We start from the raw sequence: 14834 nt of genomic DNA, 5'->3' as shown, positions 1-14834 counted from the left end.
CTTCTATAACCATCAAGCAAAGTCGTATTATCTCTTAAAATACTCAAAAATTTTGAACTTACTTACTGTCAGTGACAACGTCATTCAAACTACGAGGCAACCAACTTTATGATATTCCTGCATTATATAGAATCAATAACCACATTGCTGAATAATTTTCTTTTGTGATAAAAATGTATCACAGTATTTCGTTATGTTTGTTTTAGCACAGTTATTGATGCTTTTCCAGTCATTAGCGAATTAATGTTCTAACTAATGAGTATCATAAATCGCTGTTCTTATTTAATAAGTCGGCAACCACATCTGTTTTCTTACGACAAACGCTTACGCTACTTAAGATTAGTAAGTATGGCGCAATTGTTCCACCGCGTATCTATTCACTATATAATGAAGCGACGACTATAACGGTAACTGCTATGACAGCCTTTAAACATTCCAAAAAAAGCCTTTACTTGCTCAGCGTTTTATTGCTTGCTGCTTGTCAGCCCTCACCACCTGAGAATGAATCAGTCGCTCCTGAAAACACGGCAACGGCAGACTCCCCCGTTGTCATTACCAGTGATAGTGTTACGATGACGCCTGAACACATACTAAGTATAAAGTCCTCACGTTATCAGCCAAGTCTAGGGCTGCAAGGTAGCATCGAACCTATCAAACAAACCAAATTTGTTGCAGTACATCCAGTCAATATAGAAAAAACGTTCGTTAGCGAAGGTCAATGGGTAGAAAAAGGTACGCCCTTACTAGTTGTCAGGCGTTTGGCGGCGGTGAGCGATCCTACCGTAAAATCAGACACATCTACAGAAGCCAACTCTTCTAAAGAAGAGATAGTGACAAGCACTACCAATAATAAGAAACCAGAGAATACACCAAGTATTGACGACAACTCTGATCCTAAACCTACTAAAACTTTATCTGTTGATAATGATGCTAATGTAAATAATACTAGCAATGATAAAGAAGAGTCGTCAGCAGCAAACCTTGTGACAGATAATAGTGATAACGCCGATAGTAATGGTGTAAAAGCTGATAATAAAAAACCAAACCCACAATATAATTTGGTGACGATAACTGCTAGCTTTTCAGGTCGTGTAGAAAACCTATATGCCACCACTGGTGAAAAAATGGCGGCGCGCACTCCCCTATTAGAACTTAGTGACGAGACCAAATTGCACTTTGCGGCTACACTTCCCATTCAAGCGGAGCCTCAGCTTTCAGTTGGTCAGACTGTCAATTTTACGACCGAAGGTATCACTGACAAGTTTACAGGTCAGGTCAGTAAGCTTGTGCCTACCAGCCAGCCAAAAAAACTGTTGGTGTATGTTAACGTCATTGACAATGAAGCCAGCCGTGACAAGCTAAAACCAGAAATGAAGGTCACGGGGCGAGTCAATTATGGACAAATAGATGTGGGTACTATCGTGCCTAAGCGCGCCTTACATGATGTTGACTTAACAGAGTTACAAAAACCGCCATACATGCCGCTTAAACCCTTAACAGCTAATGTCTGGATTATTGGCCAAGACCAGCGTTTGACACGCCAGCCTATTGAGGTTGTTGAGTATGATCCGACCACGCAACAATATTTGATTGCTGGTGTGAGTAACGATAGTTTAATTTGCTTGGCTGACTTACCTATTGATTCTGAAGGCAAAAAAGTCATCGTGTCATAGCAATTCATGCTGACAGTTACATTTGGTAGAAACATTAACAAAGCCTATCTTGTTTTGTAACAGCATCATTGGGCAATATAGTCGTATTATATATAGCACTATCCGAGTATTTAGGACTATTTTTATCACTACGTATTTTTATCATCATGATAGTTCAGTACTCTAGAACACCTGAAAACTTAGAGGCTCAAAGGTTTAATGGCATAGAATGTAAAAATTATTGATACTTCTATCATGTATCATGATTAAGCGACTAGCGCACATTAGACTTTTGGCAAATTATAACAACAATTAGAGGATATCCCATGAGCAAGCAGATTTTATTGATTGAAGATGATCCAGATTTAGCAGAGCTGATCAGTGATTATTTGACCATGAATTACTATGACGTCCATCATGCAGGTTTGGGTCAAGAAGGTCTTGATCTGTTAGATACTAAAGAGCGTGATATCGATTTGGTCGTACTTGATTTGATGTTGCCTGACATGGATGGCATGCAAGTATGTCAAAAAATTCGTGGCAACAAGAATAATATGACCAATAAAGTGCCTATTATCATGTTGACCGCAAAAGGGGATACAACTGATCGCGTGTTAGGTCTGGAGATGGGTGCTGATGACTATATCGCAAAGCCTTTCGAGCCGCGTGAGCTTCTTGCCCGTATCCGTGCGGTTATCCGCCGTCATGAGCAACCAAACCAAGCAGATAGCCAGTCAGATAGCTTAACCTTTGGTCGTTTGAGTGTGTTCCCTGACAGTCACGAAGTTACTATCGATGACGAGCCTGTACGTTTAACGACGCATCAGTTCCAATTACTACACTATTTTGCTACTCATTCTGGCAAGGTATTAAATCGCGAGCAGCTTTGGCAGGCAATGCCAAATGACGACAGCTCAGATAACATCGATCGTGCCATTGACGTGCATATTTCACGTTTGCGTGCTTTGATCGAAGACAACCCACGTCAACCAAAACGCATTATCACGGTGCGCGGTGTTGGTTATCAATTTGCCACTGATCAGGTTTGATCGTAAAAGATGGATTAATCGATAGAGAGTATATTAAGCTCAGTCGATATTAGTGTCCAATAACAGAGATTGTTTAATGCAGCAATTGGGTTTTCGTTCCGTATTTGCCAAACTATTTGCCAGCGTTATGCTGGCACTTACTTTATTTGCAGTTGCTATGGTGCTATTGACCCAGCTGGTGCATGACAAGGACGCAGGAATCCGCTCAGAGATATTGGCCACGCAGATTTTGGGTCAAATTGATCCGTTTCTGCACGAGTTGAACATCTCTATTAGTAAGGACAATCGCCTACAATCACGATTTATGCTGGCTGTTGTCAAAAAAAGCTTTGATATTTTTGATGAGTCACTACAGGCCAAAATGGGCTTGTACGATAGCGAAGGTCGGCTGCTCATGCAAACCGATAATAGCGATTTGCCACTAGAGCTACCACCTACGCCATCTTTATTTTCACGTGTTTTCCCTTCATTTGCAGATACCTCCCCTACTAAGCAGGCTCAAGTCTATAGCAGCACTGGCTATACTTTGCTGTATGAGTCACGTTTACCTCCTAAAAAGCCCGTACTTTCTGCAGCGCTGAATCTGTTTACGGGTACTTTGTTGCTGCTCATTATCATGGCAGGTGTTCTGTGGCTGATTGCCCGTACCATGACATGGCGTATCGATCAGTTAAGTCAGCAGATGGCTCAGTTAGGCGATGGGGATTTTACGGTTCGAGTGAACGCGCGTGGTAATGACGAAATTGCCTCATTGGCGCGTGGGTTCAACCAAGCAGCGCAAAAGATTGAGCACCTCGTTGATGCCAATAATTTATTACTGGCGCATGCTTCTCACGAGCTGCGTACGCCTATCACGCGCATTCGCTTGCAGGTTGAAATGATGGATATGTTGGCTGGTGCTCTACCGTCTGACACCAAAGCCAAGTTTGATAAACGCGCTCATGCCATCACTCGCGATCTGTCAGGTCTCAATGATTTGGTCGAAAGTATATTGTTGGTCAGTCGTCTAGATGCAGGTCATGCGCTGCAGCAAATTGAAAACTTGGATTTATACGATTTGGTCAATCAAGAACGTCAGCACTATCCTGAAGCCACGCTGATTGGTGAGCACATCATGATTGATGGTCAATCATCAATGTTGACTCATCTCATCCGTAATCTACTGACCAATGCCATGCTTCACGGCAAGCCGCCCGTTACCGTGTTACTGTACGGCGTTCAGACTATCGAAGAGGCTGGCACTGTTCCTGATTACCTATTGCAGACCGTGCTCTCTAGCAGTTTCACCGATTATAATAGCTTGTTGGATTTTGACTCTTATGAAGAGTCGCTTGATACCAACAGTGATGCACACGAATCTGCTTCACTCGAAAATGCTGACTCTACTCTGAGCAATAAAGACAAAACGGAGTCAGTCGAGCCAATAGCTGTCTTGCCAGCGCCGCCAATCTACAAGAATGGCGAAAATCTAGCAGTCGATGAAGATGTAAATGCTGATATGAATACAGATCTTAACCTTATTAGAAACACCCCAAGCTCTGTAAAACTTGATGCTCATATTGCTAGCACCGATTTAGATAAAGTGATTTGGAAGGCCATTCCTGATTCTAAAGACACCCTAGACTCTAATGAAGACGCTAAGAAATCCGTACATAATGATTTTATCGAATCTACAAATGAAACAATCGATAATCGTGCGCATGCTCTTAAAAATGATAGCAATCGAAAAACTGACAAAGTAGCAACTGATACAACTATCAGCAAAAATGGCAACAAAGATAAAGCGAAAAACGGCACTAAAGCCAACACCCAAAATAATAACGAAGCCTCAGCCACACCGCGCAAAGAAGGCTTATTTGCTAAGCATCTAAAAAAGGCAAAAACTGAGCCTGTGCGCCCACTACCGAAATACGCGGTGCTAGCAGTGATTGATGAAGGCACAGGTATTCCTGAAGAGAAACGCGAAGAAGTGTTTAGCCCATTCGTACGATTGCAGCAGAAAAACAAAGGTTCTGGTTTGGGCTTATCTTTGGTTTCACAGATTGTCACCGCGCATCAAGGGCGGATCACTACTGATACGCTAAACGGTCATACTCGCTTCTTAGTCGCCATACCCGTTAAGCATGACCCTCATTACAATCAGCATGAGTAGTCAGCTATATTTGAAAACATGTTGCTTTGTTAATATTACTGCCACTGATACCCCTCAAACATTCCTTCCTTAATAGCTATTCATCATAAGTCAGTCACGGATGTGCATATCCAAAGTGGCTGATAATATGCTATATTACCGCCCCTTATTATACGGTTATTGACTGTTGTTGTTTTGATGGGCTTCTTATCTAGTAATAGAAGCATAACGACACACGATGACCATTAAAAAATTTATTGAATTTTGAGCCCTCCATGAATGACATGATTGTCTTAAACGATGTGACCAAAAGTTTTTTAAGCGACCGATCAATCAAAGACAAAGACGGCAAACCACATTGGTTTACTGCTGTTGAGCCGACATCTCTGACTATCAAACAAGGCGAGATTTTTGGTCTAATGGGCTATTCAGGCGCAGGTAAATCCACCTTATTGCGTTTGATTAATATGCTTGAGCGTCCAGATTCAGGCCAAGTGGTGATAGACGGTACTGACTTGACCACGCTATCTGCCAGTGAACTGCGTATCGCCCGTCACAATATCGGTATGATTTTTCAGCAGTTTAATCTCATGTCTAATCAAACGGTTTTTGACAACGTAGCATTTAATTTAAAAGTGTCAGGCTACCCTAGCCGCGATATTCATAAACGCGTTATGGAATGTCTTGAGATTGTCGATTTGACAGATCGCGCTGGACATTATCCTGCGCAGCTATCCGGTGGGCAAAAGCAACGTGTCGGTATTGCCCGCGCGATTGCACCGAGTCCAAAAGTATTGCTGGCCGATGAGCCAACCAGTGCGCTTGATCCTGCAACGACTCGCAGTTTGCTGACTTGTTTGCGCGATATCAATGATCAACTTGGTGTGACCATCGTCATCGTAACCCATGAGATGAGCGTCATTCGCAGACTCTGTGATCGCGCAGCATTATTGCATCAAGGTCAGCTATTAGAAGTGGCCGATGTACGAGATGGTCTGATTCAGGCAACTACCCCGATTGGCAAAGGCTTAGTCGTTGAGGACTAATGAGGCAGGAGAAATAGATATGTTAACTGGTACTGAATTATCCGCCTCTATAGACAAGCTGCTTGCCCTACGCAAAGAGATTGTGAGCGCGTTTGTTGATACGTTCGTCATGCTTGGTATTTCAACCACGGTCGCTATCCTTATCGGTGGGCTCTTTGGCGTATTCTTGTTTTTGTCTAGTGATCGCCAGTTTTTGCAAAACAAAACACTATATGGCGTGCTCGGCGGCATTACTAACTTTATGCGCGCCTTCCCTTTTGTAATTTTGATGATTGCGATGAGTCCGTTTACCAAGGCCATCGTCGGTACTGGTATCGGTCCGATTGCCGCATCGCTCGTACTGGCGATTGCAGGTTCATTTTATTTTGCGCGTTTGGTTGAGCAAAATTTGCGTGAAGTACCGCGCGGTATTATTGAAGCGACCGAGTCGATGGGCGCCAGGCCTTTTACTATCATCAAAGTGCTGCTCAATGAAGCGCGCTCAGGTTTGGTACTCTCTGTCACCATTTTGTGTATCAGTTTGCTATCTTACTCAGCGGCGGCTGGTATGATTGGCGGTGGTGGTTTGGGTGATTTGGCCATTCGTTATGGCTATTATCGCTATCAGACCGAGGTGATGATTTTTATCGTGATTGTACTATCCATCATGGTTATATCGATTCAAGCCTCTGGCAACTGGCTCGCCAATCGTTTAGACAAACGTTAAACCGCTTTAGAGAATACTTGACATTGCGAGCGACTAGGTTTATTTTTGGCAACACTCAACCCTTGTCTCAGCGCTCACAAAAAAGCAGCATTACTATTTATAATGTTGCTTTTTTAATGTATCGACGATAAACGCTTTACTCAATCCCATTCATTATTAAGGACATATTATGAAATTAACAGATATCAGCCGTCAGTTAGCCACCGCATTTGCCGCCGTTGGCGTATCAGGTTTGGTCTTAGTTGGTTGCAGCAACTCATCAGCGCCAGAAGCGAATCAAGAGCCTGTTACCGAAGGTGCCACTGCAGAAACTGCTGCTAGCACTAGCGACATCGATCCTGAACATACCAAAATCGTTATCGGTACGACTGAAGGCGATTTTGCTGATATGGTTCGTAACCAAGTGAAAGGAACTCTTGAAGCTCAGGGTTATGAGGTTGAGTTGATTGCGTTTACTGATTATGTTCGTCCTAACCTTGCATTGGCTGAAGGCGATTTGGATATCAACATCTTCCAGCACAAGCCTTACCTTGACACCTTCAAAAAAGAGAACAACCTTGATCTTGTTGAAGTATTCCAAGTACCAACAGCTCCACTTGGTATCTACTCAGGTAAAAAATCTAGCCTAGATGAAGCATTCAAAGGCATGAGTGTGTCTGCACCGAACGATCCAAGTAACTTTGCTCGTGCGTTGGTCATGATGGACGATCTTGGCTGGATTAAGCTAAAAGACGATATCGACCCATTGACTGCATCAAAAGCTGACATCGCTGACAACAGCAAATATGATATCGACATCGTTGAGCTAGAAGCCGCTCAATTACCACGCGCGCGTGATGAAGTTGACTTTGCAGTAATCAACGGTAACTATGCAACTGACTCTGGCATCAAGCTGACTGAAGCATTGTTCCAAGAGCCAAGTTTTGCTTATGTGAACTGGTCAGCGATCAAATCTGCTGATGCTGGTAAGAAATGGGTCGAAGATGTCACCAACGCTTATAACTCAGAAGCTTTCAAAAAGTATGCTCACGAAACCTTCCCTGGCTATAAGTACCCAAAAATCTGGGGTTCTGATAACAGCGCAAAGACAGACACTGCTGCCAAAACTGAAACTGCAGACACTGCAACTACAGAAGCCGCTGCTCAGTAAGATATTAAAATCATAAGTACCCAAATATAAGGGTATTTCAATGATTATCGGCGCCCATCACTTAACCGTGATGGGCGTTTTTTTATGGCATTGAGTTTGAGGTTTTGCACTTTTAAACATTTTATACATTCTAACTGGTGATCAAAATCACGTTACAGCCTGTTTGTCCTTTGTAGGGATGCGTCACACACTCTTCCACTTTGCTCCAGTTTTTCTTATAGTAGACAAGCTTGATTATTAGATAAGCTAAACAAATGCTTAGGTTCGCTAAGTTTTTCTACTAGTATCAACTGTATTAAATGTTTTGCTTAAAACCATTTTTAACTCAAAACATACTATAAATTATAAATAAAATAAGGATAAAAATATGAGTACTAAAAACTATAATATTCGTACCGCTGGAAAAGCCAATATTCCCGTTCTAGGACTAGGTACTTGGCAGTCAACTGGTCAAGACTGCATAGATGTGGTCAAAAAGGGTCTAGAGATGGGCTATGAGCATATTGATACCGCTCAAGCGTATGACAATGAAAAAGAAGTTGGCGAAGGTATTAAGCAGTCTGGCGTGGCTCGTGATAAGTTTTTCTTAACCACCAAAATTTTTCCTGATGACATGAAGTTTGAGCCAGAAAAGCTGAAAGCTGCTGCTCAAAAGTCATTAGAAAATTTGGGCGTGGACTATGTCGATCTATTGTTGCTACATTGGCCTGATGACCGCGTACCATTATCTGAGACTATACCCGCATTGTGTGAATTACAAAAGCAAGGTCTAACGCGTCATATCGGTGTCTCGAACTTTAATATTGCTAACATCACTGAAGCTGAAAAATATGCGGATGTACCTATTGTCGTAAACCAAGTTGAATTTCATCCGTTCATTAAGCAAGATACATTACAAACCTTTTTGAACAACCATCATATTTTGCTAGAAGCTTATTCACCACTCGCTCGTGGCGATGTATTTGATAATGATATTATCAAAGAGATTGCAGATAAGCATAACGTAACGCCAGCGCAGATTTCATTGGCATGGATTTTGTCGGATAAAGACCGTGTTGCTATTCCAAAAACGTCTAACCCTGACCACTTACAAGGCAATTTAGACGCCATTAAAGTAGAGTTGAGTGCAGATGAATTAGAAAGAATCGGTAAGCTAGCAAGTTCTGATGGTCGTAAGATTGAGCATCCTGACTATAGCCCTGTATGGGATGACTAGTAATCAGTTACTTGAATAATTAGTTAAATAAGCAATCAGTTAAATAGCTTAGTACTATGCACAAAAAGGCCACCGATTATCGGTGGCCTTTTTATATGTAATCAATACTTATCATTATTACTGTTGCAGGGTTTCAGTTTCATGAATTCTTTCGGCAGGATTATACTGTTCAGAAGAAGGTACTGCTACCCCATTACGATTGTTTTCTTTCATGGATTTAGCGACTTCTGGTGGCATATAGTTTTCATCATGCTTTGCCAATACTTCACCAGCGACAAAAGTATCGCCCTGCATTTTACCCGTGGCTACGACGCCTGAGTTTTCGGCAAATAAGTCTGGCAAAATACCTTGATAAGTCACAGGTACGGTTGATTGAAAGTCAGTAATCGCAAACTCAACATTCAATGGATTGTCTGCTGCACGCTGCACACTACCTGCAACCACCATACCACCAGCACGGATACGCTTGTCTTGAGGCGCCTCACCTTGAGCGATAGCGGTCGCATCAAAATAATAGTCGGTTTGCTGCCCAATAGCATAAATAACCAATATGACTGCTACAGCTGCACCTGCCAGCGTAAACATCACCCACATCAGCTTTTTCCGACGAACTGCATTCATACCTCTACCTCGTTGATGAGTCTCTGTTTTAAAGACAATTAGCCCATAAAACAGAAAATATTAAAGAAACGACGATTAGAAAAACGCTTTCAATAAACATTGTCAAAAAATCTTTCTAATCGTAATCTTCTAATGATCATATGATAGCATTTTTCGGACAAATCAATAAGCCCTATAGCTACTCGCGAGGTCATATTTTTGTCAGTAAAAGGATAGGGTTTCTTACGCTAAAACCCTGATATTAAGATAATTTCTCAGTCGGATTGCTTGGTGATCGGTGTGGATGTTTTGGTCGTGCGCTGTGCCTGACGCGCTTGCTGTATAGTCAGCTGCTTGATAAGCGCTTGTCTTTGTCTGCGACTATAAATAATAAAGGCCAGCATCACGCCGATGGTAATCGCCCAACATGACCACACAAAGACCCCATGCTTACCCATGGCGACAAACTCAGATAGGCTATAAAAGTAAGGCTGCATAGTAGGTTCCTAGCCGTTATTTGTGTTGAGCGCGAATGTATTCTTTGACCCATGCTTTGCCTTGGTCACGATGTAAGATCAGCGTATTGGTACGATAAATCGCCATGGTCGCGACCAGTAAATAACTGCCGATAATCATGAGCAACAGTGGCATCCACATATCAGCTGACATCTTCGGTGCTTCGGTCAGACTAAAAGTGGCACCTTGATGTAAGGTATTCCACCATTCTACTGAATATTTAATAATCGGTAGATTTACCGCGCCCACGATAGATAAAATAGCAGCCGCTTTACCACGATTGGCCGTGTGCTCAAAGGCAGCAAACAGCGCCATCACCCCTGCGTACAGAAACGCTAATATCAGCATTGAAGTGAGACGCGCATCCCATACCCAGTAGGTCCCCCAGGTTGGCTTTGCCCAAATAGACCCTGTGAGCAAACTGATCACACAGAGCAAAAACCCCATCGGAGCAAGTGCCTGCGCGACCAGACTGGCGGTCTTAATTTTCCACACCAAATAAATCACCCCCAAAACGGCAAGGGAAAAATAAATAGAGATAGCAAGACTGGCTGCTGGGACATGGATAAAAATAATACGGTAGCTATTGCCCTGCAAATAATCAGGCGGCGCAAAAGCAAGACCCCATACGCTACCAATAAGCAAACAGAGACTGGCTAATATCGCGAGCCACTTGACCCAAGGACTAAAAATCCGAAAGAACTGCTTGGTGCCTACAGTGGTCAAGAAGCCCTGCCAAATGCGCTGCCATAGGCTAGGAGACGAGACGTTATTCAGGTTGGGCATGGGAATAAACCTATTACACAGCTTACTGGTCATGACCGACGTGGCCTACAAAAGCACACTATCAGCTCACCTGCTGGCGTTAAACACTGGATAGAATCTACAAAGAGCTGTTTACGTATTCAATTGACTATTATAACCCCAATTCGGGATAAGCGCTCAAAAAAAAGATAAAAAAAGAAGTCCGAAGTTGCTAAAGTAAGTTTACCAAGACCACTTAAGCAAAAAGGACTTCTTACATGGACAACCTAACCGAACTATACTGCCATATTGACGACTTTTATCAGCAATTCAAACCTGAGTTTGACGCTCATTTAATCGCAACGGGACACCAAAGGTTAAGAGTATGCCAGATAAGTGTAGCAGAGATTATGACCATCTTGGTACTGTTTCATCAATTACGTTATCGACAGTTTAAGGCGTTTTACTACCATCACATGCTTGGCATGATGAAACGGGAATTTCCAAATCTGCCGAGCTACTCGCGATTTATAGAGCTTGTGCCGCGCAGTATCATGCCACTGTGCAGCTACTTGCAAAGCATGATGGGCGACTGTACGGGTATCAGCTATATTGATTCAACCAAGATAGCAGTTTGTCATAACAAGCGTATCTACCGTCATAAAGTCTTTAAGGGACTTGCAACCCGAGGCAAAAGCAGCATGGGCTGGTTCTATGGCTTTAAGCTACACGCCATTATCAATCATAAGGGCGAGCTTGTATCTGTTAAAGTCACTGCGGGTAATACGGATGACAGAGTGCCTGTTAAGGATATGACAACGCCGTTATTTGGTAAGCTGTTTGGTGATAGAGGATACATCAGTAAAGCACTAAACGCGTGGCTCACAAAACACAGTGATACCACGTTGATAACTAAACTTCGGCGTAATATGAAACCCCAATTACTTGAGCCTATGGATGAGGCACTACTCAATCATCGCTCTTTGGTTGAAACGGTGTTTGGAGAGCTTAAAAACTTGTGCCAAATCGAACACTCACGCCATCGTAGTGTCACGGGGTTTATCACAAACTTGCTGTCAGGTTTAATTGCTTATTGCTGGTTTCCCTATAAACCCACCATCAAAAACATGCCTCAGCAGGGACAGGTAGCAACATTGTAAATAGTATCAATGAGTTACAATGTGGCTTATCCCGAACTGGGGTTATTATAGCAAAATTGCCCGTTTTCAACACGATGTTAATACATGGAGTTCAGACAACTGGATTTAGACGACTGGGTTTCTAATATATGGCAAATACATTAATCAATTGAGCCATGACATTTTTAGGGTCAGCGCAATCACCCACGGCATGACTAAGACAGATATGATACTTCCTGCCAGCAATAAGGCCAAGATCGGCAGACCATTCAGGCCAGTGGCAAATAAGTCAACCGCGCCTGTGGCAAAAATCAATACTGGCAACTGCATCGGTAACGCAATCAAAGGCACTAGCACCGCGCCATTCTTCAATGATAGCGTTAAGCTACTGGCGACTGCGGATAGCATCAAAAGCATCGGACTGCCTGTCACGATAGACGCCATCAATATCCACGCTTCAAACCAACTGAGTTGAAATAGCGGCACAGCAAGCAGACTAAGCAATGCCACAATACCACTGCTAAAAATCCAGTGAATGACCAGTCTAATCAGCACCCATAATGGTAGTGACGCTTTGGCCACGACCAATTGTGCAAGCGTACCATTATCAAGCGCAGGCTTGAACAAGCCATCAACACCCATTACCAGTGACAGCAATGCAGCAATCCACACGGCTGATACGCCAAGACGCTGCAATAACGCAGGCTCACTACCGACCGCTAGTGGAAACAAGGTGATAATCACTAAGAACAGTACCAATGGGTACAACCATTGCACCGCCCCTTGCTGCTTGACTTGCCATTCACGGCGCCACAACTGCATAAACCCAATACTGCGCGGCGTTGTGACAATAACATTTGAGTTTTTATTCGCGGTTATGGTTGTGCTCACTTGCGTTGGACTGTCTGTCATTATTCATCCTTTTACCGATACTGATGGTACTGATAGCAGTCACATTTAGACCATGTAATCTGACAAATCAAGCATTTGATTGGCGACACCCACTGCCTGATGACTGGTCATGAGTATCGAGCCGCCAGCCTGCGCAAAGTCGCATAACCGTGCTTCCATACGTGCCACCATATCGACATCTAGCGCCGTAAACGGTTCATCAAGTAACCAGAGCGGTGTGACAGCTGGCGTCAATAAATACAATCTTGCCAACGTGATACGCCGCGTCTGACCAGCGGACAGATGGCTTGAGCTGATCGTTTCGAACCCTTGTAGCCCTACCCATGTGAGCGCATCATCAATATCGGTAGCGCTAGGCGTGATGCCATATAAATTCAATAAAAATATCAGGTTTTGTGCCACAGTTAGATTCGGATGGATACCCAACTGATGCGAAACATATAAAGGTTGAATAGGCAAACACGCTTGCCCTTGATAAGTAACCTCTCCTGACAGAATGGGTAATAATCCTGCCAGCTGGATGAGTAACGTGGTCTTTCCGGTTCCATTTGCCCCAATCAGATGACAGATACTACCGGCAGACAGGTGCAGCGTCACCCCTTCACAGAGCGGTATCTCGCCGCGCTGAACCGTCATCTCATCAAGCGTTAGTACAGGCGTATCCAAAACCGTCATCAAAACCTCTGGTTATTTATCAAGCAGCAGTCAATATTCATCACAAACAAAGGTAATGTTCGTGGCATAATACCCTATGCTCACCACAAACACACAGTATAACAAATTGTCGATTACTCTTACTTCAAAAAGTACGACCTCAAAAAAATACGACCTCAAAATATGACTTCAAAACCTATGCAGACTTCACAAGATAGCCAAAATCAAATGCCAGATGCAGAGACCAACAATGACAATGCAGACACCGAATTGTCAAAAGCGCCATTAACCAGCCGCTTGACGATAGACAGTTTGATCGATGCGCAAGTTGATTTCATGCAGCAGTGGTTGCACAAGCAGGCCGAGCCGTTATCGATGGAAGCTTGGCAGTGGTTTGGCGCGCAGCCCTTAAGCAAATATATTACCTGTGACCATTTACAGCATTTAATGAAAGACTGGCTGTTAAATCAGCCAATGACTGAGGTGATGCGTACAGATATCCGTGATATTTTGCATACCATTATCTATCATCCAGTCAATGACAACGTGCCTTTGTCTGAGCTGGTCGATGACACCCAAGTTCAGACTCTTGCTGACTATATTGGTAGCCATGAGCAGCAGCGTAACGTCCTCATTCATACGCTGGTGGGTAACGAAACCTTTGCCGATCTGTTGACCCAAACGCTCTATCACGCTATCAATGACTTTATGGAGACCACGCTTGATAAAGCGGGCGGCGTTGGTAAACTGATGAAGCTTGGGCGCAGCTCATTTGAGAAAGCGACCAACAGAAACCTCGATGAAAAACTACAAACGTATTTGCATCGCAATATCAAAGACTTGACGCGCAAAGCCGAGGCCAATGCACAAGAACACTTGTCAAATGAAGAAGTCGCACGTCTGATGGTCATGGGCTGGGATCGTATCAAAGACCAACCAATCAGTGAACTACAAACCTACTTAAGCGATGAGCCTAATAACAGTAGTATCGACCATATCGAAGCGGGTATCCAGCAAAGCTACAATCGTCTGCGACTGTCACCCTATTTGCACAGTTTGGTATCAGCGAGTATTGATACTTGGTATGCCAATCATCAGTCTGATACGATAGCTACCATTGCGGCGAGTTTGCACATCGATGACGCAGCGATGGCGCAATGTAGCAGCGCTCTATTACCCATCGTATACGACGCCATTGAAACGCCTTGGTTAGCGGCTCATATTCGTGACATGCTAGAAGCATTCTATGCGCAGCCTGCTATCAAAGAAGGTTTGGCTCTTAACCACGATTAATTTATAACTTTTATTTGTTAGCATAC

At 43.3% G+C, this 14834-nt stretch carries 14 protein-coding genes; 9 read left to right on the top strand and 5 right to left on the bottom strand.

Going from position 1 to position 14834, the window contains the following annotated elements:
- The first annotated feature begins 416 nt into the window (after positions 1–416).
- The 7 genes from JMX83_RS00135 to JMX83_RS00105 all read left to right on the top strand — a co-directional run bounded on the left by JMX83_RS00135 (position 417) and on the right by JMX83_RS00105 (position 8950).
- On the top strand, positions 417–1673 hold the full coding sequence (locus tag JMX83_RS00135; protein WP_201597889.1) for an efflux RND transporter periplasmic adaptor subunit: 1257 nt from the start codon (positions 417–419) through the stop codon (positions 1671–1673).
- A 305-nt stretch (positions 1674–1978) separates the two neighbouring features.
- On the top strand, positions 1979–2701 hold the full coding sequence (locus JMX83_RS00130; RefSeq protein ID WP_058025471.1) for a response regulator transcription factor: 723 nt from the start codon (positions 1979–1981) through the stop codon (positions 2699–2701).
- A 76-nt stretch (positions 2702–2777) separates the two neighbouring features.
- Positions 2778–4853, top strand: coding sequence for a sensor histidine kinase (locus tag JMX83_RS00125; protein WP_201597887.1), 2076 nt, complete (start codon positions 2778–2780; stop codon positions 4851–4853).
- Positions 4854–5107: 254 nt separating this feature from the next.
- Positions 5108–5878 (top strand): methionine ABC transporter ATP-binding protein, encoded by a 771-nt coding sequence (locus JMX83_RS00120; RefSeq protein WP_201597885.1) that lies wholly within the window; start codon positions 5108–5110, stop codon positions 5876–5878.
- 19 nt (positions 5879–5897) lie between these two features.
- Positions 5898–6584: a methionine ABC transporter permease gene (locus JMX83_RS00115; protein WP_201597883.1), complete on the top strand. Its 687-nt coding sequence runs from the start codon at positions 5898–5900 to the stop codon at positions 6582–6584.
- Between the two features lie 169 nt (positions 6585–6753).
- Complete coding sequence (locus JMX83_RS00110) at positions 6754–7734, top strand: MetQ/NlpA family ABC transporter substrate-binding protein (protein WP_201597879.1); 981 nt, start codon at positions 6754–6756, stop codon at positions 7732–7734.
- Positions 7735–8101: 367 nt separating this feature from the next.
- Positions 8102–8950 carry an aldo/keto reductase gene (locus tag JMX83_RS00105; RefSeq protein WP_201597878.1) on the top strand — a complete coding sequence of 283 codons (849 nt, stop codon included), beginning with the start codon at positions 8102–8104 and terminating at the stop codon, positions 8948–8950.
- 117 nt (positions 8951–9067) lie between these two features.
- Here the strand turns inward: JMX83_RS00105 and ccmE are convergent, their stop codons facing one another.
- From ccmE to JMX83_RS00090, 3 genes are all read right to left on the bottom strand, one after another.
- Positions 9068–9571, bottom strand: coding sequence for a cytochrome c maturation protein CcmE (ccmE, locus tag JMX83_RS00100; RefSeq protein WP_058025465.1), 504 nt, complete (start codon positions 9569–9571; stop codon positions 9068–9070).
- A 254-nt stretch (positions 9572–9825) separates the two neighbouring features.
- Entirely contained in the window at positions 9826–10047 is a 222-nt protein-coding gene (gene ccmD, locus JMX83_RS00095; protein ID WP_201597873.1) for a heme exporter protein CcmD, read from the bottom strand.
- Between the two features lie 16 nt (positions 10048–10063).
- On the bottom strand, positions 10064–10852 hold the full coding sequence (locus JMX83_RS00090) for a heme ABC transporter permease (RefSeq protein WP_201597871.1): 789 nt from the start codon (positions 10850–10852) through the stop codon (positions 10064–10066).
- Positions 10853–11088: 236 nt separating this feature from the next.
- Between JMX83_RS00090 and JMX83_RS00085 the strand changes: the two genes are divergently transcribed.
- The gene (locus JMX83_RS00085) at positions 11089–11970 is read left to right on the top strand and encodes an IS982 family transposase (RefSeq protein ID WP_201597869.1); all 882 of its coding nucleotides are present in this window, start codon (positions 11089–11091) and stop codon (positions 11968–11970) included.
- A 144-nt stretch (positions 11971–12114) separates the two neighbouring features.
- Here JMX83_RS00085 and JMX83_RS00080 read toward each other — a convergent pair whose 3' ends face one another.
- On the bottom strand, positions 12115–12771 hold the full coding sequence (locus JMX83_RS00080; RefSeq protein ID WP_058025499.1) for a heme exporter protein CcmB: 657 nt from the start codon (positions 12769–12771) through the stop codon (positions 12115–12117).
- 135 nt (positions 12772–12906) lie between these two features.
- Complete coding sequence (gene ccmA, locus JMX83_RS00075) at positions 12907–13536, bottom strand: heme ABC exporter ATP-binding protein CcmA (RefSeq protein WP_201597867.1); 630 nt, start codon at positions 13534–13536, stop codon at positions 12907–12909.
- A 162-nt stretch (positions 13537–13698) separates the two neighbouring features.
- On the opposite strand from ccmA, the gene JMX83_RS00070 reads away from it, so the two are divergent.
- Positions 13699–14808: a hypothetical protein gene (locus JMX83_RS00070; protein ID WP_227675642.1), complete on the top strand. Its 1110-nt coding sequence runs from the start codon at positions 13699–13701 to the stop codon at positions 14806–14808.
- Positions 14809–14834 lie beyond the last annotated feature (26 nt).

This window comes from Psychrobacter piscatorii (assembly GCF_904846415.1).
Classification (GTDB): domain Bacteria; phylum Pseudomonadota; class Gammaproteobacteria; order Pseudomonadales; family Moraxellaceae; genus Psychrobacter; species Psychrobacter piscatorii.
Note: the sequence above shows the minus strand (reverse complement) of the source record. Positions and strands in the feature narration are given on the sequence as shown.